Here is a 25352-nt window from a genome sequence, read left to right as displayed (position 1 = left end):
GCGCGAGTGACCGTCTCGCGCGTGGCCGGTCCGGTCAGCGGCGGGAATGCCCGTCGCGCATCAACATGGCGAACGGGACGCAGACCATGACGCAGAGCGCGGTCAGCAGGTAGACGACCACGAACGGTCCGGCCGTCGTGGCGTCCCCGGCGAGGGAGGTGAACAGGCCGATCCCGACCACCGCGCCGATCTGGGTCGAGGTCTGCTGGAGGGACGTCGCCAGGCCGAAGTCGCGCTCGTCCACGGCGTGCGCGATCGCGGACACCAGCCCCGGCTGCGCGTGGCCGAAGGCCCACCCCGAGATCGGGAGGGCGATGGCGATGGCGACCACCGAGGTGGCCGCCGCGCCGATCGCCATCGACGCCATCACGAGCGTCAGTGCGATCGCGGCGACCACCACCATCCGGCGCTCCCCGAACCGCTGACCCCACCGCGAGGCCGTCGGGGCCGCGCCCACGATGCAGATCGCGCGCGGGACGCTGAGCAGCGAGGTCAGGCCGGCCGACAGCCCCATCACCGACTGCATGAGCAGCGGGGTGAGCACGAAGTTGCCCATCCACCCGGCCCCGAGCAGGAAGCTCGCGGCGGTCACCACCCGGGTGTTGCGCGAGGACAGCACCCGCAGCGGCAGGAGCGGGGCGGACGCCCGGCGCTCGATGCGGATCAGTGCGACGAGGGCGACCGGCACGACGGCCAGGCAGGCGACCGGCAGCGGCGACCACCCCCAGACCCCCAGCCGGTTGACGCCGAACGTCAGCGCCAGGGTGAGCACCGCCAGCGCCAGGGCGCCGGGGAGGTCGAGCGGCACGCGTTCCCGGTCCCGTGGATCCGCCGGGAGGACGAGGAGGGCCGCCACCAGCGCGGCCGCGCACACGGCCGCCTGGACGACGAAGATGATCCGCCAGCCGACGAGGTCCACGAGCGGGCCACCGACGACTACCCCCACCACCGCCGCGCCGGCCAGCGTGGCCGAGGCGAGCGAGGAGACCCGCACGCGCTGTTCGGGCGGGTGCGCGCGGAAGAGCATCGCGAAGGAGCTCGGCACCGTGGCGGCGGCGCCGAGCTGGGAGATGGTGCGTGCGGCGATCAGGCTCCCGGAGTTCCACGCCAGGGCCGTCGCCACCGCGAACAGCCCGGCCACGAGCATGCCGGTGAGGAACAGCAGCCGGTGGCCGCGGAGGTCGCCCAGGCGGCCCAGCAGCGGCGTGCTGACCGCCGCCGCCAGGAGGGGGGCCGTCGTCACCCACAGGACCGTGGAGGGCGTCGAGTCCAGATCGAGCGCGATCGGCTGGACGGCGATGGTGAGGATCGTCGCCGGGAACGTCGTCGCGAACATGCCGGCGAGGCACGCCAGGAGGATCCAGCGCCGCCGCTCGGGGCGCGGGACGTGGGGCTGCTCGCTCACCCGGCGGCCACCAGGGTCCGGTCGCTCACGGCGCCGTCCTCATGCCCTGGTGCACACGTCGGAGACTCGCACGACCGCCCGGCCGTCCGTCCGGCGGGTTCCGCGGGCGTCATCCGCCGTCAGGCCGACAGCACCGCCCAGCCACGCGCGGGCAGCGTCACGCGGCCGCCGGCCAGCCGTCCGTTCCCGCACTCGACGGTGGCGGCGTCCGCGGCGGGGAGGTCGACGGGCTCCGGGCCGAGGTTGAGGGCGACCACGACCGCCTCCCCCGCGGTGCCGGAGCGGAGGACCACCTGCTCGTTGGCGAGCTGCACGACGTCGACGTGCGCCCGCGTGAGCCAGGGACGGCGGCGGCGCAGGGCGACGAGCGCCCGGTGGGCGTCCAGCGTCCCGCGGGCCGTCGCGTCCAGCTCCGCGGGGTCCGGGGGCCGGGGCGGGAACTCGGGGCGGACGGCGTCGTCACCGCCGGCCCGCTGCTCCTTGACGCCGGTCCAGCCGTACTCGTCGCCGGCGTAGACGCTGGGCACCCCGGCGACGGTGAACAGCACCGCCAGCGCGTGCGGCACCAGGTCGGCCCCCACCGCGGAGGCGATGCGGGTGACGTCGTGGTTGCCGACGAAGGTGGACGGCAGGAACGTGCCCAGCAGGCCGTTGTGCCGCTCCAGCGCGTGCGCCAGCTCGAAGAAGTTCCGCTCGGCGATGCCGTGCCAGATCGCCTGCCACAGCTCGTACTGCGTGAGGGAGTCCATCGCGGAGGCGCGGACGATCGCTGCCGCGTCGCCGTGGATCACCTCGCCGGTGAACCACGCGTCGGGGTGGGTGCGGCGCACCTCCGGCAGCACCCGTGCCCAGAACTCCGGGGGCACCGCGTAGGCGGCGTCCAGACGCCAGCCGTCGGCGCCCCGGTCGAGCCAGTGCCGCATCACCCGCACCACCAGGTCGGCCACCTCGGGCGAGGAGTGGTCCAGGGCCACGAGCTGGTCGTGGCCCTCGAACACGTCGGCCCGGACCGGGTCGCCGGGCTGCCACCCGGTCCAGTCGACGCGGAACAGACCCGCCGTCGGCGCCGCCGGGCCCTCGGCCTCCACCGCGGCGAAGGCCGGGTGCCCGCGGCCGACGTGGTTGAAGACGCCGTCCAGGCAGACCCGGATGCCGCGCTCGTGGCAGGCCTCCACGAGCCGCCGGAAACCGTCCTCGTCCCCGAGCCGCGGATCCACGCGGAAGTGGTCGACCGTGTCGTACCCGTGGGTCTGCGAGGCGAAGACCGGTCCCAGCGCGAGCCCGTTGAGCCCGAGTTCAACGACGTGGTCCAGCCAGGCCGCCACCCGGTCGAGCCGGTGCACCGTGCCCTCGCCGCGACCGCCGGACGCGGGCCGGACCGGGGCGCCGGTGAAGCCGAGGGGGTAGACGTGCCACCAGATGACGGTGTCGGGCCACTCGGCCGCGGTCACGAGGCGGCTGCGACGAAGTTCCGCCAGTTGCGCATGTACTCGACGAACACCGGCGACAGACCCTCGCCGGCCAGGTGCTCCGGGCTCACCGGGGTCGGCACCGGCACGAAGGCACCGTCGCGGCGCACCTGGTCGGGGAAGTCGTGGTGCAGGATCGCCGCGCGGCCGACCATCACGAAGTCCGCACCCCGGTCGAGCGTCTCGGCGGCGCCCCGGCCGCTGCGCACCTTGCCGGCCACGCCCAGGCGCGTGGTGCCCCGGTCGAGGTCGGTGAACCAGTCCATGAGCGGGCGGTCCTGGTACGCCTCCTCCTGCGGCAGCTTGGCCACGTCCCACAACGACATGTCCAGGTAGTCGACGTCGCCCCGGCCCATCAGCTCCGCGGCGACGTCCCGGATCTCGCCCAGCCGCAGGCCGAAGCGCTCGGGCGAGAGCCGGACGCCGACCTGGAAGTCGGGCCGGCACCGCCGGCGCACGGCGGTCACGATCTCCGAGAGCAGCCGGGCGCGGTTCTCCAGCGAGCCCCCGTAGCCGTCGGTGCGCCGGTTGATCTCCGGGGAGAGGAACTGGGCGATCACGTACCCGTGCGCACCGTGCACCTCGATGCCGTCGAACCCGGCCTCCTGCGCCCGCAGCGCGGCGACGGCGAAGTCCTCGACCAGCTGACCGACCTCGTCGGCGGTCATCGCCCGCGCGCCGGTCTCCTCGTCGTCGGACGGCCCGACCGGCTGCCCGACCAGGTCACGGGGCGACCGGATGCCGGCGTGGTGCAGCTGCAGGGAGGACAGCGACCCGGCGTCGGTGAGGGCCGCGGCCAGCCGGGTCAGGCCCGGCAGGTGGTCGTCGGAGAAGACGCCGAGCTGCCCGGGGAAGCCCTGGCCACCGGCCTGGACGTGCGCGGCGCAGCTCATGGTCAGCCCGTGCCCGCCCCGGGCCCGCATCGCCAGCCAGTGCAGCTCCTCGTCGGAGAGCCGCCCGTCGGGGTGGCTCTGCGTGTTGGTGAGGGGGGCGAGCCACACCCGGTTCGGTGCGGCCGGGCCGTGGGCCAGCGTCAGGGGCGTGAAGAGGTCGGACACCCGGCCGAGGGTACGGAGGGGCGGCACCCGCCCCTGCCCCGACCACCCGGCTCCGCCCAGCCACCCGGCCACCCGGGACCGGCACCCCGGACGCAGCGACGGCCCTCCCGGTACGCCGGGAGGGCCGTCGCACTGTCGCGCGGGCGGGTGGTGAGGTCAGTGCACGAGCACCGGCGGCGGGACGGCGCCGTCCTGGTCGTCGAGGAGGTGCGACTCCTCCTTCTTGCGCGGCAGGAAGGCCACCGGGACGAGCGCCAGGAGGATGAGGACGAACGCGACGGTGAACGTCGCGCCGAAGGCGTCGGCCATCGACCCGAGCGGGTCGGGCGAACCCGGGAGCCGCGACTGGAGCTGGTTGGTCAGCACGACCGACAGCACGGCGGTACCGATCGAGCCGCCGATCTGCTGGACGATGTTCACCAGCGTCGAGCCGCGGGCGACCTCGGAGTTGGTCAGCGACTTCAGCGCCGAGGTCATGATCGGCATCATCGTGCCGCCCATGCCCAGCCCCATCACGAACAGCGCGCTGCACAGCACCAGGTAGGACGTGTCGGCGTCGACCTGCGTGAAGACGAAGAAGCCGCTCGCCATCACCAGCAGGGCGAAGGGCACCGTGCGGCCGATCGGCACCCGGTCGGCGAGGACGCCGGCGATGGGCATCGTCACCATCGCACCCAGGCCCTGGGGGGCGATCAGCAGACCGGCCATCAAGGTGGTCTCACCCCGCACCTGCAGGAAGTACGACGGGAACAGCAGGCCGGCGCCCATGAAGGCGATGACGAAGACGAACATCGACACCGTGGCGATCGTCAGGCGCCGGTTCTTGAACAGGCGCAGGTCGATCAGCGGCTTCTCGGCCCGCAGCGCGTGGGCGACGAAGGCGACGACCAGCAGGACACCGATGGTCGCCGACACCCACACCCGGGGGCCGAAGGACGCGCCCTCGCCGCCCTCGGCGATCGAGGAGACGCCGAAGAGGAACAGGGCGAGCCCCGGCGAGAGCAGCAGCATGCCCATGAAGTCGAACGGCTCGGTCGTGCTGGGCTCGTCCTTGGGCAGCACGCGCAGCGCGTAGGCGAGCGCGGCGATGCCGATCGGCAGGTTGATCAGGAAGATCCAGTGCCACGACGCGACGTCGATGAGCCAGCCACCGAGGATCGGTCCCGAGATGGGGCCGAGCAGCATCGGGATGCCCAGGACGGCCATGAGCCGGCCGATGCGGTCGGGGCCGGCCGCACGGGTCAGGATCGTCATGCCCAGCGGCATCAGCATGCCGCCGCCGAGGCCCTGCAGGACGCGGAAGGCGACCAGCATCTCGATCGAGGTGGCCATCGCGCACAGCACGGAGCCGGCGGTGAAGAGGAACAGGGCGGCCAGGTAGAGGCGCTTGGTGCCGAAGCGGTCGGCGGCCCAGCCGGTGAGCGGGATGACGGTGGCCAGCGCCAGCGTGTACGCCGTCATGGTCCAGGCGACGGTCGCGTAGGTGGCGTCGAAGACCTCTTGGAAGGTGGGCAGCGCGACGCTGACCACGGTGATGTCGAGGATCGACATGATGGCGCCGAGGACGACGACGCCGGCGATCTTGAGCACCGGGCCGTCGATCTTCTCGGGGTACACCGGCGGCAGCGGCGGAGCGGACTCGGTCACAGGCAGTTCTCCTGGTCTGGTGCCGGGCGGAGGGCGCCGCCCGCGAGGATGTCGGTGAGGACCCCGTGCAGCCGGTCGCGCTGCTCCGGGGACAGGGCGTGCGTGAACGCCTTGAGCGATTCCTGCTTGGCCGCGATGTGCTGGGCCGCGAGCTCCTCCCCCAGCGGGGTGAGCGACACGAGCTTGACCCGCCGGTCGCTCGGGCTCTCGCGGCGCTGGACCATCGACAGCCCCACGAGCTGGTCCACGTTGCGGCCGGCGGCGGCCATCGACAGGCCCAGGGCATCGGCGATGGAGTTGATGGGCATCGGCTCCGCCGTCCTGGTCAGCAGGAACAGCGTGCGGGCCTGCGAGAACGACAGGTCGCTCTCGGCCAGCGCGTCCAGACCGTCGGACTCGCCGGCGCTCATCAGGCGCTGCACGAACTCCACGAGCACGCCGTGGAGGTCATCGGGCTGGGCAGGCACCGGGAAATGCTAACGCTGGTGCAACCTTTGCCCAAGCGAAATGGTTGTGAACGCGCGATGACGTCCGCCACACGGTCAGCCGACGGGCTCGGTCCCTCCGGCTTCCTCCGCGGGCAGCCGGACGACGACGCGCAGCCCGCCGCCCGGGCGGGCGGCCAGGGCCAGGGTGCCCCCATGGGCCTGCACGATCCGCTCGACGATCGCCAGCCCGAGGCCGACGCCCGCCGCGCCGCCACGGACCCGTTCGGTGCCGCGCTGGAACGGCTCGGCCAGCGTGGCGACCAGCTCGGGCGCGAGCACGTCACCGGTGTTCTCGACGGTGAGCACCGCCGTCCCCGCCGACGCGTCCGTCGTGATCCACACGGTGCCGCCCCCGGGGGCGTTGTGGACGACCGCGTTGTGCAGCAGGTTCGTGGTCAGCTGCAGCAGCAGCGCCCGCGACCCGAGGGCGGGCGTGATCCCGCCGGCGACCTGGACGTCGACGCCGTGCTCCTCGGCCAGGGGCAGCAGGGTCTCGGCCGCCTCCTCGGCGAGCAGGGACAGGTCGACCGTCTCCCGCGCGAACGAGCGCTGGTCGGCGCGGCTGAGCAGCAGCAGCGCCTCGGTGAGGTCGATGGCGCGGGTGTTGACCGCGTGCAGCCGGTCGACGAGCTCGGCCGGGTCGTGGTGCGGGTCCTTGCGGGCCACCTCCAGCAGCGTCTGGGTGATCGCCAGCGGCGTCCGCAGCTCGTGGGAGGCGTTGGCCGCGAAGCGCTGCTGCTCGGCGACGTGCTCCTCGAGCCGGGCCAGCATGCCGTCGAAGGCGTCGGCGAGCTCGCGGAACTCGTCCCCGCGGCCCGGCAGCCGGATCCGGTGGGACAGCGAACCGGTCGCGGCCATGCGCGTGGCGGCGGTGATGCGGGTCAGCGGGGAGAGCATCCGGCCGGCCAGGAACCAGCCGCCGACGAGGCCGAGCACCAGCAGGACCAGCAGGGCCACCGCCGCTCTCGGCGCGAAGGCGCGCTGCAGGTCCGACCGGTTGGGCACGAACAGCCCCGGAGCCGCGCCGCGTCGGCCGGAGGTGACGATCACCCCGTCGGGCACGTACCGGAGCAGGAAGACCCAGACGACCGCGAGCAGCAGCACACCGGCGAGCAGGAGGAAACCGGCGTAGCTGAGCGTCAGCTTGAGCCGCACGCTCGGCCCGGGCGGCCTAGGCACCGGCCGCTCCCCCGGGCCCGGGCGCGGGCTCGGTCTCGATCCGGTACCCGACGCCGGGCACGGTGGCGATCACCCACGGCTCGCCGAGGCGTCTGCGCAGCGCCGACACGGTGATGCGCACGGCGTTGGTGAACGGGTCTGCGTTCTCGTCCCACGCGCGTTCCAGCAGCTCCTCGGCGCTGACGACGCCGCCCTCGGCGGCGACGAGCACCTCCAGCACGGCGAACTGCTTCCGGGTGAGCGCCACGTAGCGGCCGTCCCGGTAGACCTCGCGCCGGAAGGGGTCCACGCGCAGCCCGGCCAGCTCCCGCACCGGCGGCCGGTGGTGCGCGCGCCTGCGGTCCAGCGCCCGCAGCCGGAGCACGAGCTCCCGCAGCTCGAAGGGCTTGGTGAGGTAGTCGTCGGCCCCCAGCTCGAAGCCCGAGGCCTTGTCGTCGAGGCGGTCGGCGGCGGTCAGCATCAGGATCGGCATGCCGCTGCCCGAGGCGACGACGCGCCGGGCGATCTCGTCACCGGAGACCCCCGGGACGTCGCGGTCGAGCACCGCGATGTCGTAGGCGTTGACGTCCAGCAGCTCCAGCGCGGTGTCCCCGTCGCCGGCGAGGTCGGCCGCGATCGCCTCCAGGCGCAGCCCGTCGCGGATGGCCTCCCCCAGCAGTGGTTCGTCCTCGACGATCAGCACGCGCATGCGGGAAGGCTAGAGAGCCGGGACGTATCGGCGGCGTATGGGAAACGGCATACGGGCTCGCGACACGCCCGCGCCTTGGGTGGGTGCATGCCTTCCGACGAGCGAGCCCGGCCTACCCCCACCCGTCGTGCACGGCCCGGAGTCCCGGTCCTGGTGGTCGCCACGGTGGCCGCCGTCCTCCTGGGCTGCCAGGCGGGGACGGACCCGTCCCCGCCGTCGACCGGCTCCGCGGTCACCACGCCGCTCGATGCCGAACCCGACCGTGCCGCCCCCGACCACGCCGAACCCGACCATGCAGTCCCCGACCACACCGCCCCCGACCACACCGCCCCCGACCATGCAGCCCCCGACCATGCCGTCCCGCTCGGCGTCACGGTGGACGACGGCGTCGTCCCCGGCGGGGTGACGGTCTTCGACGGAGGGGTCCCCGCCGTGGCCCGTCTCGATCCCGACCTGCTGAGCGCCCTGCGCCGGGCCGCGACGGCCGCGGCGGACGACGGCGTCGACTTCTGGGTGAACAGCGGCTGGCGCTCCCCGGCGTACCAGGAGCAGCTGCTCCGGGACGCGGTCGCCGAGTACGGCTCGGCGGAGGAGGCAGCCCGCTGGGTCGCCACCCCGCGGACGTCGGCCCACGTGTCCGGGGAGGCGGTCGACATCGGACCCGCCGCCGCCACGGCCTGGCTGTCCCGCCACGGCGCGGGATACGGGCTGTGCCAGACCTACCGCAACGAGCCCTGGCACTACGAGCTGCGCCCCGAGGCGGCCGAGCGGGGTTGCCCGCAGATGTACGCCGACCCCACGCACGACCCGAGGATGCGCGAGTGACCGGCTCGCGGGGCCGATCGGTCGGCCGGCGCGGGCTCCGATCCGGCCACGAGGACACCGTTCGGCGCACCCGCGGGAGAATCGCCGCATGAACTCCACGCCGGCCTCCCCGAGAGCGGTCGCGGTCCCGGCGTCGGGAGCGAGCTGCACGTGAGCACGACCGCCCGCGAGGCCACGGACGCCGGCCCCCCGAGCCCGCCTGCCACTCCTCCGCACCCCGGGGGATCCCGGACCGCCGTCGGTCTGCGCTCCGTCCTGCTGCTCGTGCTGACGCTCGGCGGGTGGGCGGGAACGGCCTGGCTGATCGACGTGTGGGACGTGACCGTCGTCGACCGGTTCTGGCAGGACCGCCTCGTGCTGGTCCTGACCGGGACCGCGGCGGTGGCCGGCGGGGCGGTCGCCGTCCTGGCCCGCAGCCGGCCCCGGCCGGCGGCGGACGCCGGCATCGTCGCCGCGGGCGTGCTGATCGGCGCGGCGACGACGGCGGCACTGCACGGCACCCGCTGGGGATGGGGCGGCCTCTACGCCGACTCCTCCTTCCGCACCCAGATCGCCACCCGGTACGCCGAGACGCCGGCGCTGGTCGACTACGGCTACCGCGACCTCCCCGCCTACTACCCGCCCGCCCTGGGCTGGATCCAGGGGCGGCTCGCGGCCGTCACCGACCTGGCCGGCTGGGAGGCGGTGAAGCCGGTGCAGCTGCTCGTGGGCGTGCTCATCCCACTGGCTGCCTACCTGCTGTGGCGCCCGGTGGTCGGCGCCCTGCCGGCGTCGGCGGTGGCCGCCCTCGTGACGATCTGGACCGTGCACCCGCACAAGCCCGACGAGTGGCTGGTGCTCTGCTGCCTGCTGCCGTGGTGGCTGCTGGCCGTGCGCGACGTCCGGGCGCCCGGGGTGCGGCGGTGGCCGGCCTGGCGGCTCGGCGTCGTGCTCGGGCTGCTGCTGCTCGTGCACACCTACTGGTTCCTGCCGTTCGGCGTGGCGACGGTCCTGGCGCTGATCTACGACGCCGTCCGACGCCGCATCGCGGGACGGCGGGGGCCACGCCCCGAGCCGCGGCTCCCCCTGCGACGGGCGCTGGTCATCGGCGCGGTCGGCCTGGCCGTGTCGGCCGTGTCCTGGGTGCCCGTGGTCGTGGCGCGGCTGCGGTTGCCCTCGGACAGCCTGCAGATGCGCTACTCCGTCCTCGGCGGTCACGACCTGGTGCTCCCGTCACCGCTGGAGGTGGCCGAGTTCGCCGGGCTGGTGGGGCTGGCCTGGCTCGGCTGGGTGGCCTGGACGCGGCTGCGCGGGCGCGACATCGGCCACGGCACCGCAGAGCTCGCCGGAGGCCTGGCGCTGGCCCTGCTGGGTTGCCTGGTGACGCTGCGCCTGGGTGCGCTGGCCGAGCGGGCCGACATCGGGTTCCTCGCCTTCAAGACCCAGGACGCCGCGATGACGGTGCTGCTGGCCGCCGGGGTGCTGGGCACCGCCGACTGGTTGCGGCGCTGGTCCGATCGGCGGCGGAGGCGTGGCGCGGCCGGCGCGTCCGCGCTGCCCCGTCTCGCCGCCGTCGTCCTCGCGGCCGGTGCGGCGGCGACCGCCGCCCACCACCTCGCCGACTACTGGGTCACCGGGCACCACGCGCTGACCGCCCAGACCACCCGGTATCCGGACGGGTCGGTCCCGAACGGGGACCCGGACGAGGGGCCCTACATCGGCACGCTGTTCGTCGAACCCGACGACCCCTCGGTGGCGGAGATCCGCGCGGCGTGGCGGTCGCTGCGTCCGGACCTGCCGCTCTCGGACGCCGTCCTGGTCACCTCGCAGGTCGACCTGCTCGCGACCACGCCGGTGCACGGCTTCCTGTCCTTCAAGAGCATCTACTCCCACCCCAACGGCCGGTTCGAGGACCGGGTGGCGCTGCTGGAGGAGGTCGGGGACTGCCCGACCTCGGCGTGCGCCGCGGACCTGCTGCGCGCCAACGAGTTCGACGAGGTCGACGGCCTGGTGCTGCAGCGGGCCGGCGAGGTGTGGCTGCTCCCGCTGATGGTCGACGACTTCCCGAACAAGACGGTGCGCACCGACATCGACTTCCCCGACGAGGTGCTGACGGGTCCGGAGTTCGAACGTGTCGAGCTCGGCCGGATCGTGGTCATCGCGCTCCGGCCCTGACCGCGACGGGGAACCGGCCCGGCGGGGCGTCGCTCTGGCAGGCTGCGCCGGTGAGCTTCCCCCCGGCGGACGCGCCTGCCTACCCACCGGTCCGGTACCGCGGGGAGACGGGCGAGCGCAGCGCCCGGCTCCGCCCGGCCGGCACCCCGCCCGAGCTGGTCGGCCCCGCGACGGAGATCGGCTACCTGGCCACCGCCGTGCAGACCGACGGCGAGTTCGGCCTGTACCGCTACACGATGACCGGACCGCCGACCGGACCGGGCCCGCACTTCCACCGCACCATCTCCGAGTCCTTCTTCGTCCTGTCCGGCACCGTCCAGCTCTACGACGGCGGCGACTGGTACGACGCCACGGCCGGGGACTTCCTGCACGTCCCCGTGGGCGGGGTGCACGCGTTCCGCAACGCGTCCGGCCAGCGCGCCGAGATGCTGCTGCTCTTCGCGCCCGGAGCGCCGCGGGAGTCCTACTTCGGGGCCACCGTGGCACGGGCCGCAGCCGGCCTCGAGCTCACCGAGGAGGAGCGGCTGGCCTTCCTCCGGGCACACGACCAGTACGACGCCTGACCCGGCGCGGTTCTGCCGGCTCCGGTCGCCGACCGGCGGCCGGTGGAGGAACGTGAGGCACGTCGGCGCCCGCGATCGATACGGGGCGGGTCGGGAGGAGACTGCGTGGGCCGGGTCCATCTGCTCGCCACCGGCGGCACCATCGCCAGCCTGCACGGCCCGGACGGGCTGGCGGCCCGCACGCCCGCCGCCGAGCTGCTGGCCGCCGCCGGACCGCTCGCCGGGCTCACCGTCACCACCAGCGACCTCGGCGCCGCCGGCAGCTTCGCGCTCACGACGCCGGACCTGCGCCGGCTGGTCGGCGAGGCACGCCGGTGCCTGGCGGACGGTGTCGACGGCGTGGTGGTCACCCACGGCACCGACACCATGGAGGAGTCGGCCTACCTCGCCGACCTGGTCCACGACGACCCGCGCCCGATCGTCTTCACCGGATCCCAGCGGCCCTTCGACAGCTCCGCACCGGACGGCCCGGCCAACCTCGCCGATGCGTTGCGCGTCGCCTCCTCCCCCGCCGCCCGGGACCTGGGCGCGCTGCTCTGCTTCGACGGCGAGGTCTTCGCGGCCCGCGGGGTGCGCAAGGTGGACACCCTGCGCAGCGCCGCCTTCGGCGCTCCCGGGCGCGGGCCGGTGCTCCGCGTGGCCGGTGGGTCGGTGCTCCGCCTGGGCCGGCCCGCACGCCGCGACCCGCTCCCGCTCGACCTGGCGGCGGAGCTGCCGCGGGTCGACGTCGTGGCCTGCTACCTCGGCGCGGATGCCGCGATGGTGCACGCGGCCGTCGACGCCGGTGCCGCGGGCATCGTGCTCGAGGCGTTCGGCGCCGGGAACGTCCCGCCGCCGATGGCCGAGGCCGCGGAGCACCTCGTCTCCCGCGGCGTCCCCGTGCTGATCTGCTCCCGGGTGCAGTCCGGGCCGGTCCTCCCCCTCTACGCCGCGGGCGGGGCCCGGCTGGCGCGGGGCGGCGCGGTGTTCGCCGGCGACCTGAGCCCGTGGCAGGGCCGATTGCTGCTGGCCGCGTCGCTCGCGCTCGCGCCCGACGATCCGCAGCGGGTGCTCACCTCGCACCTCGCCTGAACCCACCTCGTCCGGATGCGGGCGACCCACCGGAAGGAACCCGACCGATGACCAAGGAGATCTTCGTGGCCTTCGGCGTCGACATCGACGCCGTCGGCGGCTGGCTGGGCTCGTACGGCGGGGAGGACTCCCCCGACGACATCTCCCGGGGCGTCTTCGCCGGCGAGGTCGGCGTCCCGCGCCTGCTCGAGCTCTTCCGGCGCTTCGGCCTGACGCAGACCTTCTTCTGGCCGGGCCACTCGATCGAGACGTTCCCCGACGAGTTCGACGCCTGCGTCGCGGCCGGCCACGAGATCGGCGTCCACGGCTACAGCCACGAGAACCCGATCGCGATGAGCCGCGAGCAGGAGCAGGCCGTCCTCGACCGCTGCATCGAGCTGATCGAGGCCCGGACCGGGCGACGTCCCACCGGCTACGTCGCCCCGTGGTGGGAGTTCAGCGGCGTCACCAACGAGCTGCTGCTCGAGCGCGGCATCACGTACGACCACTCGCTGATGCACCGGGACTTCGAGCCCTACTACGTCCGGGTGGGCGACTCCTGGACGAAGATCGACTACGCCGCGGCGGCGGAGACCTGGATGGAGCCGCTGGTGCGCGGGGAGGAGACCGACCTGGTCGAGATCCCGGCGAACTGGTACCTGGACGACCTGCCGCCGATGATGTTCATCAAGTCCAGCCCGAACAGCCACGGCTTCGTCAACCCCCGTGACATCGAGCAGATGTGGCGCGACCAGTTCGACTGGGTGCATCGCGAGATGGACTACGCGGCCTTCACCATGACCATCCACCCGGACGTCTCCGGACGCCCGCAGGTGCTGCTGATGCTCGAACGCCTCATCGAGCACATCAACGGTCACGACGGCGTCCGGTGGGCCACCTTCGACCAGATCGCCCGGGACTTCCAGCGCCGGTCGCCGCGCGGCGCGTCGTCTTCGTGAGCTTCGCGGTCAGTCGCGGGAGCGACGCCGGAACGCCGAGACGGCGAGCGGGGCGAAGATCGCCGTGAGGACGAGCGACCAGACGATCGACATCGCGACCGGGTGCTGCAACTGCCACGCGGCGTCGGGGCCCGCAGCCGGGCCGTTGCCCCACAGCTCCCGGCAGGCCTGGGCGATGGCCGAGACCGGGTTCCACTCGGCGATGGTGCGCAGCCACGACGGCATGCTCTCCGTCGGGACGAACGTGTTGGCCACGAAGGTCAGCGGGAACATCACCGTGAACATGAAGCCCTGCACGGATTCGACGGTGCGCATGAGCGACCCCACCCAGATGCCGAGCCAGATGAGGGCGAAGCCGAAGAGCAGCAGGAGCAGGAACCCGAGCACGCCGTCCACGACGCCGTTGCGCACCCGCCAGCCGATGAGCAGGCCCGTTCCGCCCATCACCGCGACGCCGATGCTGGAGTGGATGAGGCTGGAGAGGCTGCGTCCGACGAGCACCGCGGGACGTGGCACGGGCAGGGACTTGAACCGGTCGACGAACCCCTTCTGCAGGTCGTTGGTCAGCCCCATGGCCACGATCGCCGACGAGAACACCATCGTCTGCACCATGATCCCGGGCAGCAGGAACTCCCGGTAGTTGGACTCCTCGACCGCGATCGCGCCGCCGAAGACGTAGGCGAACAGCAGCACGAACATCACCGACTGGACCGTGACGTCCAGCAGCATCTCCGGCATCCGCCGGATGTGGATGAGGTTCCGCCAGACGATCGTCATCGATGCCCGGACGAGCGAGGGCGGATGGATGGGCGGCCGCGGAACCGGCTTCACGGGGGCGGTCTGCACAGCGGTCACGTCGAGACTCCTTCGGAGGTCGGGCCGGCCTGGGCGTCGGGTCCGGCCTCGGCACGGCGGCCGGTGAGATGCAGGAAGACGTCGTCCAGGCTCGGCCGGGCCAGCCCGAGGTCGTCCAGTTCGATGCCGCTGGTCTCGAACACCGCCGCGATGCGCGTCATGTCCCCCAGCCCGCCGGCCTGCGCGGTGAGGCGCCGGCTGCCGGGTTCGACGTGCACCTCCGGCGAGTGCGCACGCATCAGGTCGGCCGCCGGGGCGAGGTCGGCGGCGTGGGTCAGGGTGACCACGACGCTCGCCTTGCCGGCCCGGTCCTTGAGCTGGGTGGGGGTGCCCGCCGCGATGACCGTGCCCTTGTCCACGACGACGATCTCGTCGGTCAGGTGGTCGGCCTCCTCCAGGTACTGGGTCGTCAGCACCAGCGTGGTGCCCTCCGTGACCAGCTCGCGCAGCACTTCCCACAGCCCGGACCGGCTGTGCGGGTCCAGGCCGGTCGTGGGCTCGTCGAGGAAGAGGATCGGTGGCGTGGCCAGGAGGCTCACCGCCAGATCGAGCCGGCGTCGCATGCCGCCGGAGTAGGTCCTGGCCATCCGGTCGGCCGCGTCGGTGAGGTCGAAGCGGTCGAACAGACGCTCGGTCGCGTCCCGGATGTACTTCCTGGGCAGCCCGTAGAGACTGCCGATCAACCGGAGGTTCTCGCGGCCGGTCAGGATCTCGTCGACGGTGGCGGCCTGACCGGTGAGGCCCAGGCTGCGACGCACCTCGTTCGGCTGCGTCCGGACGTCGTAGCCGGCCACCCGACCCGTGCCGCTGGTCGGGACGCTCAGCGTGGTGAGCATCCGCACCAGGGAGGTCTTCCCCGCTCCGTTGGGCCCGAGCAGGCCGAGGACGGACCCCTCCGGGACGACGAAGCTCACGCCGTCGACGGCTCGGGTCTCGCCGAAGTGCTTGACCAGGTCGACGGCTTCGACGGCAGGCGTCACGTCCATGCCGGAACCCTCGTCCCCGGTACCGACAGTTCTGCAGCGGCGGTCCTCCGCGGAGTCATGGCGAGAGCATGCGACCTCCGGGGGCCACCGGGGCAAGCGATTTCGCGGAGCGCGCACGGCGGGGATGCCGGAGAGGACGGCGTCCGACCTGCCGGTGCCGGGCGGCTCCGGGGGCCGGTGACGGTCGTCCGTGGCACGGTGCAGGAAGGAGAAGGGAGCACCGATGAGCCGACCACCCCTGCCCCCGTTCACCCGGGAGACGGCGGTGCAGAAGGTGCGCCTCGCCGAGGACGCCTGGAACACCCGGGACCCGGAGAACGTGGCCGGCGCCTACACGGCCGACTCGCGGTGGCGGAACCGCTCGGAGTTCATCACGGGACGGGACGAGATCGTCGCCTTCCTGACGCGCAAGTGGCAGCGCGAGCTGGACTACCGGCTGATCAAGGAGCTGTGGGCCGCCGACGGCGATCACCTGGCCGTCCGCTTCGCCTACGAGTGGCACGACGGGTCCGGCAGCTGGTTCCGCTCCTACGGCAACGAGAACTGGGAGTTCGACGGCGACGGCCTGATGCGCCGGCGGCACGCGAGCATCAACGACGTGCCGCTGGCCGGCGACGACCGGCTCTTCCACTGGCCGCAGGGGCGGCGCCCCGACGACCACCCGGGACTCAGCGACCTCGGCCTCTGACCCGAGGCGTGCCGGCACCGCCGGTCCGGGGAAGGCGTCGCGCCGGGCCTCCTCGTCCGCGACTCCGGTTCCCTCCCGCGACGGCACCGCGGTCTTGCCCGCCCGTTCCCGGACCGGGAAGGTGGGGCGGTGGAGAGACGCGGGTTCCTCGCTGCCGCGGGTGCGGTCGTGCTGACCGCGTGCTCGGGCCCCGGCGCGCCGACGGCTCCGACGGCGGCGCCGACGACCCGACCGTCCCCGCCGGCCACCACCCCGAGGCCGTCGCCGTCCCCCGAACCGCCTCCGACGCCCGCGACGGCCCAGGAGGTGCTGGCCCGCTCCACCGTCCCGGTGCTGTGCTTCCACCAGCTGCGCGAGTTCCGCCCGGATGACAGCGCCTACGCCCGCACGCTGATCACGCCCCCGTCCGTCTTCCGGGCACAGCTGCAGGCGCTGCGGGACGGGGGCCGGACCCCGATCGGCACCGGAGCCCTGCTGGACCACCTGCAGTTCGGCGGCCCCCTCCCCGACCGTCCGGTGCTGCTGACTTTCGACGACGGCTCGGCGACGCACCACTCGGTGGCCCTGCCGATCCTGACCGAGTTCGGTTTCCCGGCGGCGTTCTTCCCCATGACCGTCGTGCTCGGGAAGCCGGACTGGCTCGGCCCCGACCAGCTGCGCGACCTGGACCGGGCCGGGATGACCATCGGGGCGCACAGCTGGGACCACCAGCGGGTGGACCGGCTCGCCGGAGACGAGTTCGCGGTCCAGCTCGACCGCCCCCGGGCGGAGCTGGCGGAGATCCTGGGCCACCCGGTCGACACGCTGGCCTACCCGCACGGCGTCTGGTCGGCCGAGGCCCTCCCCCGGGTCGAGGCCGCCGGCTACCGGGCGGCCTTCCAGCTCTCCGAGCCCCAGGACCCGACGTACCCGATGCTGACGATCCGCCGGATCATGCCGCCCCCGACGTGGGACGGACCGACGCTGCTGGCGCGGATGGACGCGAGCTTCTGAGCCGGGAGCCGGCGTCCGGAGTGCCGGGCGACGGCGCCCCGCACCTGGCCCGGTCGCCGCGCCGCGAGCGCGCCGGTTGCGCTCCGGGATCGTTCACTCGCAGTGTGCCGAAAAGCCCTACCGGGCGCGGACGGCCCTCCCCTACCGTGCGGGGCTGCAGGCGGTGACCCGTCCCCCACCTCGAGGAGCTCCCGTGACCCCCCTCCCGCCCACCGACGCGCAGTCCGTCCCGACGCCGGCGGCGCGGGGCCGCTCCCTCACCAAGGTCTTCGGTGAGGGCGACACCCGGGTGGTGGCCCTGGACGGCGTCGACGTGGACTTCGCCCGCGGGCACTTCACCGCCATCATGGGTCCCTCCGGCTCCGGCAAGTCCACCCTCATGCACTGCATGGCGGGCCTGGACTCGGTCACCAGCGGACAGGCGTTCATCGGCGACGTCGACCTGAGCACGCTCGACGACAAGGCGCTCACCGTGCTGCGGCGCGACCGGGTCGGGTTCGTCTTCCAGGCCTTCAACCTGCTGCCCACGCTCACCGCGATGGAGAACATCACGCTGCCGATGGACATCGCAGGTCGCCAGCCCGACCGCGCCTGGCTGGACACGGTGATCGACACGGTCGGTCTCCGGCCGCGGCTGGCGCACCGGCCCAGCGAGCTCTCCGGTGGCCAGCAGCAGCGCGTGGCCTGCGCGCGGGCGCTCGCCGGCCGGCCGGACATCGTCTTCGCCGACGAGCCGACCGGGAACCTGGACTCGCGCAGCGGCGCCGACGTGCTGGACTTCCTGCGCCGCTCGGTGCGCGACATGGGGCAGACGATCGTGATGGTCACCCACGACCCGACGGCCGCCAGCTACGCCGACCGCGTCCTGTTCCTCGCCGACGGGCGGATCGTCGACGAGATGCTGGAGCCCACCGCGGACCGGGTGCTGGAGCGGCTGAAGGCGTTCGATCACGACGGCGGCGAGCGGCCCGCGACCACCGGAGACGACACGAGAGCAGCGGTGCGCTGACGTGTGGCGGACCACCTGGCGCAACCTGCTGGCGCACAAGCTGCGGCTGGCCATGTCGGGGCTGGCGATCGTGCTCGGCGTCGCCTTCGTCGTGGGGACGCTGATCTTCACCGACACCCTGAGCAAGACCTTCAACGACCTGTTCCGCAGCACCGCTGCCGACGTCACCGTCACCCGTGCCGCAGCGTTCGACCAGGGCCTGGCGGGCACCGGCGCGGGCGGCACCGCCACCTTCGTGCCGGACGACCTGGTCGACGAGGTCGCCGAGGTGGACGGCGTGGCGGCGGTCGCCGGCGACATCACCGCGGAGGGGGTGTACGTCCTCGACCCCGACGGCGAGGTGCTGGACACGGGCGGGGCCCCGGGCATCGGCATCAACTGGACCACCGAGGAGGCCGTGTCCGTGACCACCCTCGTCGAGGGGCGGGCGGCGACCGGCCCCGGCGAGGTCATGATCGACACGGGCGCCGCCGAGGAGACCGGCTACGACGTCGGTGACACCATCTCGCTGCTCACGCCCGGCCCGCGCGTCGAGGCCGAGCTCGTCGGCACCTTCCGGTTCGGCGAGGACGGCGGGCTGGCCGGGGCGTCCCTGACCGCGTTCGACACGGCGACGGCGCAGGAGCTGCTGACCGCGCCGGGACAGTTCACCGGGATCAGCGTCGCCGCCGAGGACGGCGTCGACCCCGGCGAGCTGGCCGACCGGGTGGCCGCGACGGTGGGCCCGGACTACGACGTCAGGACGGCGGCCGAGCAGGCCGACAGCCTCGCCTCCGACTTCTCCGAGGCGCTGCAGTTCTTCAACATCTTCCTGCTCGTCTTCGCCGGGATCGCGCTGTTCGTCGGCACGTTCATCATCCTCAACACCTTCTCGATGCTGGTCGCGCAGCGGACCCAGGAGCTGGCGCTGCTGCGGGCCCTCGGCGCCAGCAAGGGGCAGATCACGCGCTCGGTCCTGGGTGAGGCCCTCGTGGTGGGCGTCGTCGGATCGACCATCGGGCTGGCGGCCGGCTACGGGATCGCCGCCGGGCTGCGCGCCCTCTTCGGGTCGTTCGGCCTCACCCTGGACGGCAACCTCGTCTTCGCCGTCGACACCGTGCTGTGGGCCTACGCCGTCGGCGTCCTGGTGACGCTGGTCGCCGCCTACCTCCCGGCCCGGCGGGCGGCCGCTATGCCGCCGGTCGCGGCCATGCGCGACGACGTGGTCACCGCGCAGCGCGGTCTGCGCCGGCGCACCGTGGTCGGCGTCCTGCTGACCGCCGCCGGGGCCGCGGCGCTGGTCGCCGGGACGCTGACCGAGGACGGCGGCAACGCGGCCTCGCTCGTCGGCCTCGGCGCACTGGGGCTGATCCTGGGCGCCACGGCGCTGAGCCCGGTGCTGGCCCGCCCGTTCCTCCGGGGTGTGGGCGGGGTGCTGCCGGCGATCTGGGGCACCACCGGGCGCCTGGCCCAGGAGAACGCCGTCCGCAATCCGCGGCGCACGGCCGCGACGGCGTCCGCGCTGATGATCGGCCTGGCGCTGGTGAGCGCCTTCAGCGTCATCGGCGCCTCGACCAACGCCAGCATCGACAAGCTCATCGCGGGATCGGTCCGCGCCGAGTTCGTGGTCTCCAGCGCGGTGGGGCAGCCGTTCAGCACGGACGTCGCGACGCGGATCTCCGAGGTCGACGACGTCGACACCGTCATGCCGCTGCGGTGGGGACAGGCCCAGCTCGACGGCGAGATCACCTTCCTGACCGCGGTGGACCCCTCGGGGCTCGACCGCAGCGTCGAGCTGACCTGGGTCAGCGGCTCCGCGGACGGGCTCGCGGACGACGGGCTCATCGTGGACGAGGCGACGGCGGACGCCCGGGGATGGAGCGTGGGCGATCCGGTCGACGTGCTCACCGTCGACGGCCGGCAGCAGGAGGTCGTGGTCAGCGGGGTCTACGAGTCCAACCAGGTGGTGGGCTCCTCGATCGTGTCCCTGGAGACCCTCAGCGGGGCCGGAGGCGTGGCCCAGGACCGGTTCCTGTTCGTGGACCTCGCCGACGGCGCGGCGCCCGCCGACGTCCGGCCGCAGCTGGAGGAGGCGCTCGGCGCCTTCCCGATCGTCGACCTCAAGGACCAGGGCGAGTTCTCCGAGGAGCAGAAGGGGCAGGTCGACCAGCTGCTGCTGCTCATCAACGCCATGCTCGTGCTGTCGGTGCTCATCGCCGCGCTCGGCATCGTCAACACCCTCGCCATGACGGTGATCGAGCGGACCCGGGAGATCGGGCTGCTGCGCGCCGTGGGGCTCGGCCGCACCCAGCTGCGCCGCATGGTCCGGCTGGAGGCCGTCCTCATCTCCGTCTACGGCGCGGTGCTGGGGCTGGTCCTCGGCACGCTGTTCGGCGTCGCCCTCAGCCGGGCGCTCGAGGACCAGGGGATCACCGAGGTGGTGGTGCCCTATCCGCGGATGGCGGTCTTCCTGCTCGTCGCGGCGGTCATCGGCGTGCTGGCCGCCGTCGGGCCGGCGCGGCGGGCCGCCCGGCTCCGGATCCTGGACGCCATCGCCCGGGCCTGACCGGGCGGGCCGGGCGCACGAGCCCGGCCTGCCCACCCGCGCGGAAGGCGGGCCGGCGCGGTCCGGGAGGATGCGGGGCATGTGCACGGTGGTGGTGCGACGGTCCGGTGCCGGACCGGCGGAGATCCTCGCCGTCCGCGACGAGGTGACCACGCGGGAGTTCGACGCCCCCGACCGGTGGTGGCCGGAGCTGCCCGACATCGTGGGTGGTCGCGACCGCGTCGCCGGCGGGACGTGGTGCGCCACCGACGTGGGCACCGGCGTCACCGCGCTGGTGCTCAACCGGTACCACGAGCGACCGGCCGCTCCCGGGGCTCCCAGCCGTGGCGTCCTGCCGCTGCTCGGCGCCGTCCACGGCCCGGCGTGGGTGGACTCCGTCCGCCTCGAGGGCATGGCCGGCTTCCTGCTCGTCCTGGTCGCGCCGGACCGGCTGACCAGCTGGGAGTTCGACGGCGAGCGGCTCAGGGCGACCGAGCACGCCGACGGCACGCAGGTGTTCACCTCCGGCGGCCGGGAGGACCGCAAGGCCGAGCTGTGGCGCGAGACCTTCGCCGCGGCGCCCTTCCCCGGCCCCTGGCGCGACCTGGTGCAGGAGCAGCAGCCGGCCCCCGAGCCCGAGGCCCTGGTCATCCGCCGCGAGCGGGACGGCGTCGTCTACGGCACGGTGTTCGCCGAGACGATCGACGCCCGGCCCGGCCGGTTGCGCCTGGAGTACAGCCGGCAGCCCTGGACCGGGAACTGGGACACCGCCGGGTTCGCCGCCGCCGGGTGAGCCGCCCGGCGCCTCAGATGTGCTCGCGCCGCTGCAGGTGCACGAAGGCGACCCAGCCCACCGGCGCGGGCAGCCAGAACGTGACGGTGCGGAACGCCAGCACCGCGGCCAGCGCCGCCGCCACCGGCACGCCGGTGGCGGTGAGTCCGCCGATCAGTGCCGCCTCCACCGCACCCAGCCCGCCCGGGGTCGGCGCCACGGAGCCCACCGCGGAGGACACCAGGTAGACGCCGATCACCGTCGGCAGGGCGAGCGAGGCGCCGAAGGCCCGCAGGGAGGCGTCGAGCGCCAGCGCGTACCCGGCGTTCTGCAGGACGATGCCGCCCAGCGCCGTGATCAGCCGCCGCGGCTCGGTGGCCGCGGCGAGCAGCTGCGGGAGCGACTGCCGGACCAGCGGCTCGAGACGGCGGTACAGCAGGTGCCGCACCGGCGCGATGGCGAGCAGGACGCCCACCACGGCGACGGCGCCGAGCAGCACGAGGAGCACGTCGGTGCTGGGCACCAGCGAGAGCCGCGACGTGGACACACCACTGCCCCAGCCGACGACCAGCAGCAGGACGACGGTCGCCGCGACGGTCGCCACCTGGCTGACCGCGACGCTGGCCGCGGCCGCCCCCAGGCCGAGCCCCGAGCGCTGGAGGTAGCGGATGTTGAGCCCGACGTGGCCGACCGTCGGCGGGGTCACGAGGGTCAGCCACGCCGTCGAGACCTGCACCAGCGTGGTGCGCGCCAGTGACAGCGCCGTCGGGACGAACGCGACCAGGGCGAGGGCCGCGCCGAGGTAGGTCAGCGCCGAGCCACCCAGGGCGACCAGCAGCCACAGGGGTTCGGCCCTCCGGATCTGGTCGACGATGCTGACCTGCGACAGCTGCGAGGCCAGCAGGAAAGCCGCGACGGTCGTCGCCACCACGGTGAGGACGGCGCGCAGCGAGAAGCGCTCCAGGCGGGGCGCGGCGGCCACGGTCCCGTCCGGGGCGGCCAGTGCGCGGCGCAGGTCGTCGAGGACCTCGGTGCCGCGGACCGACCGCCGCACCGCCGCCGGCAGCGCGACCGGCTGCAGCAGCGCCGCCAGCCGGGGCGGCGTCGCGGCCGGGGCCCGGTCGGCCTGCAGCGCGGCCGCCGCCGCGGCCGCTCCGACCACGGTGGCCCCACCGACCAGGAGGGCCACCGTGTCCAGGTCGCGCTGCAGCTCACCGGCCGCCGGCTGGGCCGCTCTCAGGTCGCGGAACCCGGCCGCTCCCCCCGGCCCGAGCACCACGCCGTCGGGCGTGAGGGCGCCGTGCGCCAGACCGACCCGGTGCAGCCGGCGCAGCGCCGCGAACGCGGCGGCCAGGCCGGCGGCCGCGCCGTCCCCGGCGTCGGGCAGCGGCGTCCCGTCCGTCGGCCGCTCGGCCAGCACGAGCGCGGGCCCCACGGCGAGCAGCGCCAGCACCGCGGGGACCGGCACCCCGGCCGCGCCGGCCAGCGCGGCGCTCGCGGCCTGCCGCTCCAGGTCGCTGCGCTGGCTGATCGCCGGCCGCCCCACCACCGCGGCGCGGAACCGCAGCATCCGCCCCGCCCGGCGGACCAGCGGCAGGCCCCGGCCGTCCGGGTCGACGACGGTGATGCAGACGGGACCGCTCTCGTCCTCGCCGGTGAGCCGGAGGAACCCGGCCGCCTGCTCGGTGGTGTGCAGCTCGCCCACCACCACACCGGCGCGGGCCAGCTCGGTCCGGATGACGTCGTCGCCCGGGCGTGCCGGGGCGACCCCGGCCGCGAGGCGCACGCCGAGGCCGGCGACGGCGCCCAGCAGCACCGCCGCCACCGCGCCGAGCACCGCGAGGTTGCCCAGCGCCACCCCGAAAGCCAGGGCGGCCAGGACCGACCAGCGGCTCGGCTGCCGCCAGCGCCGGCGCCGCTGGAGGTCGGCGCCGACGAGGAAGGCGACCGAGGCCACCACGGGCACCAGCGCCGCGTCGTCGCGCGGCCCGGTCAGGACGTCGGCCACGACGCCACCGGCCGCGTCGCCGACCCGCTCCCCCACGGCACCCAGCACCAGACCGAGCAGCCCCGCGGCCAGGCCCTGCACCAGCGCCGCGCGCCGGTGGCGGGCCGCGTCCACCGCGACGGTGACCAGCACGGCCAGGATCGCCAGCGACGCGACCACCGACGCGACGGAGACGAGCGTCCGCGGAAAGCCGCCGTCGACCGTGGGGACGGCGCCGTCGAGCGCGTCGACCGCGTCCGGCGTCATCACCGTGGCCATGACGACCAGGGCCAGCCCGGCCATGGCGGTGAGCAGCTGCACGACGTCGGTGGGACGGCGGACCCGGGGGGGCACGGGACGCGGCGCGTCCTCGCTGGCCCCGGTCACCGCGCGATCATCCCCGAGCCGGCCACCGGGTGGTACGACGGGACACGACTCCGCCCGATCGTGGCCAGAGGGCGGTGGGGCCGGCCGCGCCGGATCGGGGCGACGACGTCGCGCGGGGCGGGCCGGCCCCTGCGACGGGGCGGACGCGCTGGTTGACTGCTCGCATGGTGTCCCCACTGCCGGAGCCGGGTCGCGAGATCGATCCCGACCAGCCGATCCCGGACGATCCGGGCGAGCTCCTCCCCGACGCCCCCGAGGCGCTGCCTCCCCCGCCCATCGAGCCGTCCCCGGACGATCCCGGTGGCGACCCGGGCGGCGTCCCCGAGCCCGCCTGAGCCGAGGCCGTCCTCCGCCTCCTCCGTCGTCCGCACCTCCGCTCCGCCGGTTCCACCCGCCCGCGGGACGCCCCGCCACGGCGTGCCAGGATCGACCGTCGTGCGACTCGTCGGGCGCGGGGACCTGCCTCGCGAGGTGGGCGTCCTCGCGGTCATCGCCTTCGTCGTGGCCCTGGGCTTCGGCATCGTGGCGCCGGCCATCCCCCTGTTCGCCCGCGACTTCGGCGTCGGGCGGACGGCCGTGGGCCTGGCCGTCAGCGCCTTCGCGTTCTTCCGCTTCGTGTCGGCGTTCGGCGGCGGCTCGCTGGTCGAGCGGTTCGGCGAACGTCTGGTCCTGACCGCCGGGCTGCTGATCGTCGCCGTCACCACCGGGGCCGCCGGGCTGGCCGGCTCCTTCCCCGTGTTCCTCGCCCTCCGCGCGGCCGGCGGCGTGGGCAGCGCGATGTTCACCGTCGCCGCCCTCTCGCTGCTGTTCCGGGTGGCACCACCCACGCACCGCGGACGCGCGGCCGCGACCTGGCAGGGCGGCTTCATCCTCGGCGGCATCGCGGGCCCGGCGGCCGGCGGTCTGCTCGCCGAGCTCTCCCCGCGGCTGCCCTTCTTCCTGTACGCCGGCTTCCTCCTGGTCGCCGGCGGCGTCGGCATGGTGCTGCTGCGGACCGCGCCCGAGGGGACGACGGCGGCCCCGCCGGCCGGCGTGGACCTCGACCCGGGCCCGGTGGGGCTCCGCACCGCCCTGCGGTCGCGGGCCTACCTCGCGGCGCTGGTCGCCAACCTCGGGGTGGGCTGGGTGCTGTTCGGCGTCCGCAACTCCCTGGTGCCGCTGTACGTGACCGAGGAGCTCGACCGCACCGTCGCCTGGGCGGGGGCGGGCCTGCTGGCCGGGTCGCTGGCCCAGGCGATCGCCCTGCTGCGGTCGGGCCGGCTGGTCGACGAGTGGGGCCGGCGGCCCTCCCTGCTGCTGGGTTCCACGCTGGCCACCACCTCGATGCTGGTGCTCGTCGCCCCGCCGCAGCTGGGGCTGTTCCTGCTGTCCATGGCGGTGTTCGGCCTCGCCGCCGCGCTGCTCGCCAGCGCGCCCGCCGCGCTGGTCGCCGACGTCAGCCCGGCGCGCGGCGGACGCGTGGTCGCGGTCTTCCAGATGTCGGCCGACCTCGGCGCGATCACCGGGCCGCTGATCGCCGGCTGGCTCACCGACGTCGCCTCGTTCCAGTGGGCGTTCGCGGTCAGCGCGCTGGTCCTGGCCGCCGCCCTGGTGGCCACGCTCTCGCTGCCGAAGGCGGGCGAGCCGGTGCCGGCCGGCACCGCGGGCGGCTGACCGGAACAGGCCA

At 74.4% G+C, this 25352-nt stretch carries 22 protein-coding genes; 12 read left to right on the top strand and 10 right to left on the bottom strand.

The window, feature by feature from the left end:
• Positions 1–34: 34 nt before the first annotated feature.
• From ACI793_RS14050 to ACI793_RS14020, 7 genes are all read right to left on the bottom strand, one after another.
• Positions 35–1405 (bottom strand): MFS transporter, encoded by a 1371-nt coding sequence (locus ACI793_RS14050; RefSeq protein ID WP_456606995.1) that lies wholly within the window; start codon positions 1403–1405, stop codon positions 35–37.
• Between the two features lie 119 nt (positions 1406–1524).
• The gene (locus tag ACI793_RS14045; protein WP_456606994.1) at positions 1525–2856 is read right to left on the bottom strand and encodes an alpha-amylase family glycosyl hydrolase; all 1332 of its coding nucleotides are present in this window, start codon (positions 2854–2856) and stop codon (positions 1525–1527) included.
• Complete coding sequence (locus ACI793_RS14040) at positions 2853–3932, bottom strand: NADH:flavin oxidoreductase (RefSeq protein WP_456606993.1); 1080 nt, start codon at positions 3930–3932, stop codon at positions 2853–2855. Before ACI793_RS14040 ends, ACI793_RS14045 begins: the two co-directional genes overlap by 4 nt.
• Positions 3933–4088: 156 nt before the next feature.
• Positions 4089–5579: a DHA2 family efflux MFS transporter permease subunit gene (locus ACI793_RS14035; protein WP_456606992.1), complete on the bottom strand. Its 1491-nt coding sequence runs from the start codon at positions 5577–5579 to the stop codon at positions 4089–4091.
• On the bottom strand, positions 5576–6046 hold the full coding sequence (locus tag ACI793_RS14030) for a MarR family winged helix-turn-helix transcriptional regulator (protein ID WP_456606991.1): 471 nt from the start codon (positions 6044–6046) through the stop codon (positions 5576–5578). The genes ACI793_RS14035 and ACI793_RS14030 overlap by 4 nt, the downstream gene beginning before the upstream one ends.
• 75 nt (positions 6047–6121) lie before the next feature.
• Positions 6122–7246 carry a sensor histidine kinase gene (locus ACI793_RS14025; RefSeq protein WP_456606990.1) on the bottom strand — a complete coding sequence of 375 codons (1125 nt, stop codon included), beginning with the start codon at positions 7244–7246 and terminating at the stop codon, positions 6122–6124.
• The gene (locus tag ACI793_RS14020) at positions 7239–7934 is read right to left on the bottom strand and encodes a response regulator transcription factor (RefSeq protein ID WP_456606989.1); all 696 of its coding nucleotides are present in this window, start codon (positions 7932–7934) and stop codon (positions 7239–7241) included. Before ACI793_RS14020 ends, ACI793_RS14025 begins: the two co-directional genes overlap by 8 nt.
• Positions 7935–8087: 153 nt before the next feature.
• Between ACI793_RS14020 and ACI793_RS14015 the strand changes: the two genes are divergently transcribed.
• The 5 genes from ACI793_RS14015 to ACI793_RS13995 all read left to right on the top strand — a co-directional run bounded on the left by ACI793_RS14015 (position 8088) and on the right by ACI793_RS13995 (position 13485).
• A complete protein-coding gene (locus tag ACI793_RS14015; protein ID WP_456606988.1) occupies positions 8088–8759 on the top strand; it encodes a M15 family metallopeptidase in 672 nt (223 codons plus the stop codon).
• A gap of 150 nt (positions 8760–8909) precedes the next feature.
• Positions 8910–10913 carry an arabinofuranosyltransferase gene (locus ACI793_RS14010; protein ID WP_456606987.1) on the top strand — a complete coding sequence of 668 codons (2004 nt, stop codon included), beginning with the start codon at positions 8910–8912 and terminating at the stop codon, positions 10911–10913.
• Between the two features lie 50 nt (positions 10914–10963).
• On the top strand, positions 10964–11476 hold the full coding sequence (locus ACI793_RS14005) for a cupin domain-containing protein (protein WP_456606986.1): 513 nt from the start codon (positions 10964–10966) through the stop codon (positions 11474–11476).
• A 105-nt stretch (positions 11477–11581) separates the two neighbouring features.
• On the top strand, positions 11582–12547 hold the full coding sequence (locus ACI793_RS14000; protein ID WP_456606985.1) for an asparaginase: 966 nt from the start codon (positions 11582–11584) through the stop codon (positions 12545–12547).
• A gap of 47 nt (positions 12548–12594) precedes the next feature.
• Entirely contained in the window at positions 12595–13485 is an 891-nt protein-coding gene (locus tag ACI793_RS13995; RefSeq protein WP_456606984.1) for a polysaccharide deacetylase family protein, read from the top strand.
• A 9-nt stretch (positions 13486–13494) separates the two neighbouring features.
• Here the strand turns inward: ACI793_RS13995 and ACI793_RS13990 are convergent, their stop codons facing one another.
• Together ACI793_RS13990 and ACI793_RS13985 are read right to left on the bottom strand one after the other, a co-directional pair.
• Entirely contained in the window at positions 13495–14340 is an 846-nt protein-coding gene (locus ACI793_RS13990) for an ABC transporter permease (protein WP_456606983.1), read from the bottom strand.
• A complete protein-coding gene (locus tag ACI793_RS13985) occupies positions 14337–15326 on the bottom strand; it encodes an ATP-binding cassette domain-containing protein (protein WP_456606982.1) in 990 nt (329 codons plus the stop codon). The genes ACI793_RS13990 and ACI793_RS13985 overlap by 4 nt, the downstream gene beginning before the upstream one ends.
• A 223-nt stretch (positions 15327–15549) precedes the next feature.
• On the opposite strand from ACI793_RS13985, the gene ACI793_RS13980 reads away from it, so the two are divergent.
• The 5 genes from ACI793_RS13980 (at position 15550) to ACI793_RS13960 (ending at position 21333) form a co-directional block, all read left to right on the top strand.
• A complete protein-coding gene (locus tag ACI793_RS13980; RefSeq protein WP_456606981.1) occupies positions 15550–16014 on the top strand; it encodes a nuclear transport factor 2 family protein in 465 nt (154 codons plus the stop codon).
• A gap of 129 nt (positions 16015–16143) precedes the next feature.
• A complete protein-coding gene (locus tag ACI793_RS13975; protein WP_456606980.1) occupies positions 16144–17007 on the top strand; it encodes a polysaccharide deacetylase family protein in 864 nt (287 codons plus the stop codon).
• Positions 17008–17200: 193 nt separating this feature from the next.
• Positions 17201–18016, top strand: a complete 816-nt coding sequence (locus ACI793_RS13970; protein WP_456606979.1) for an ABC transporter ATP-binding protein — start codon at positions 17201–17203, stop codon at positions 18014–18016.
• Between the two features lies 1 nt (position 18017).
• A complete protein-coding gene (locus ACI793_RS13965; protein ID WP_456606978.1) occupies positions 18018–20561 on the top strand; it encodes an ABC transporter permease in 2544 nt (847 codons plus the stop codon).
• Positions 20562–20640: 79 nt separating this feature from the next.
• Positions 20641–21333, top strand: a complete 693-nt coding sequence (locus ACI793_RS13960; protein ID WP_456606977.1) for an NRDE family protein — start codon at positions 20641–20643, stop codon at positions 21331–21333.
• Positions 21334–21346: 13 nt separating this feature from the next.
• Here the strand turns inward: ACI793_RS13960 and ACI793_RS13955 are convergent, their stop codons facing one another.
• A complete protein-coding gene (locus ACI793_RS13955; protein WP_456606976.1) occupies positions 21347–23686 on the bottom strand; it encodes a lysylphosphatidylglycerol synthase domain-containing protein in 2340 nt (779 codons plus the stop codon).
• A 164-nt stretch (positions 23687–23850) separates the two neighbouring features.
• Between ACI793_RS13955 and ACI793_RS13950 the strand changes: the two genes are divergently transcribed.
• Both ACI793_RS13950 and ACI793_RS13945 read left to right on the top strand, forming a co-directional pair.
• The gene (locus ACI793_RS13950) at positions 23851–24021 is read left to right on the top strand and encodes a hypothetical protein (protein ID WP_456606975.1); all 171 of its coding nucleotides are present in this window, start codon (positions 23851–23853) and stop codon (positions 24019–24021) included.
• 100 nt (positions 24022–24121) lie between these two features.
• The gene (locus tag ACI793_RS13945) at positions 24122–25339 is read left to right on the top strand and encodes an MFS transporter (protein ID WP_456606974.1); all 1218 of its coding nucleotides are present in this window, start codon (positions 24122–24124) and stop codon (positions 25337–25339) included.
• Positions 25340–25352 lie beyond the last annotated feature (13 nt).

This window comes from Blastococcus sp. SYSU DS0617 (assembly GCF_054051075.1).
Note: the sequence above shows the minus strand (reverse complement) of the source record. Positions and strands in the feature narration are given on the sequence as shown.

Bases quoted from the DNA above. Each gene is read 5' to 3' on its own strand.
- ACI793_RS14020 (WP_456606989.1), bottom strand. From the start codon at position 7,934: ATGCGCGTGCTGATCGTCGAGGACGAACCACTGCTGGGGGAGGCCATC.
- ACI793_RS13995 (WP_456606984.1), top strand. From the start codon at position 12,595: ATGACCAAGGAGATCTTCGTGGCCTTCGGCGTCGACATCGACGCCGTC.
- ACI793_RS13985 (WP_456606982.1), bottom strand. From the start codon at position 15,326: ATGGACGTGACGCCTGCCGTCGAAGCCGTCGACCTGGTCAAGCACTTC.
- ACI793_RS13980 (WP_456606981.1), top strand. From the start codon at position 15,550: ATGAGCCGACCACCCCTGCCCCCGTTCACCCGGGAGACGGCGGTGCAG.
- ACI793_RS13960 (WP_456606977.1), top strand. From the start codon at position 20,641: ATGTGCACGGTGGTGGTGCGACGGTCCGGTGCCGGACCGGCGGAGATC.
- ACI793_RS13950 (WP_456606975.1), top strand. From the start codon at position 23,851: ATGGTGTCCCCACTGCCGGAGCCGGGTCGCGAGATCGATCCCGACCAG.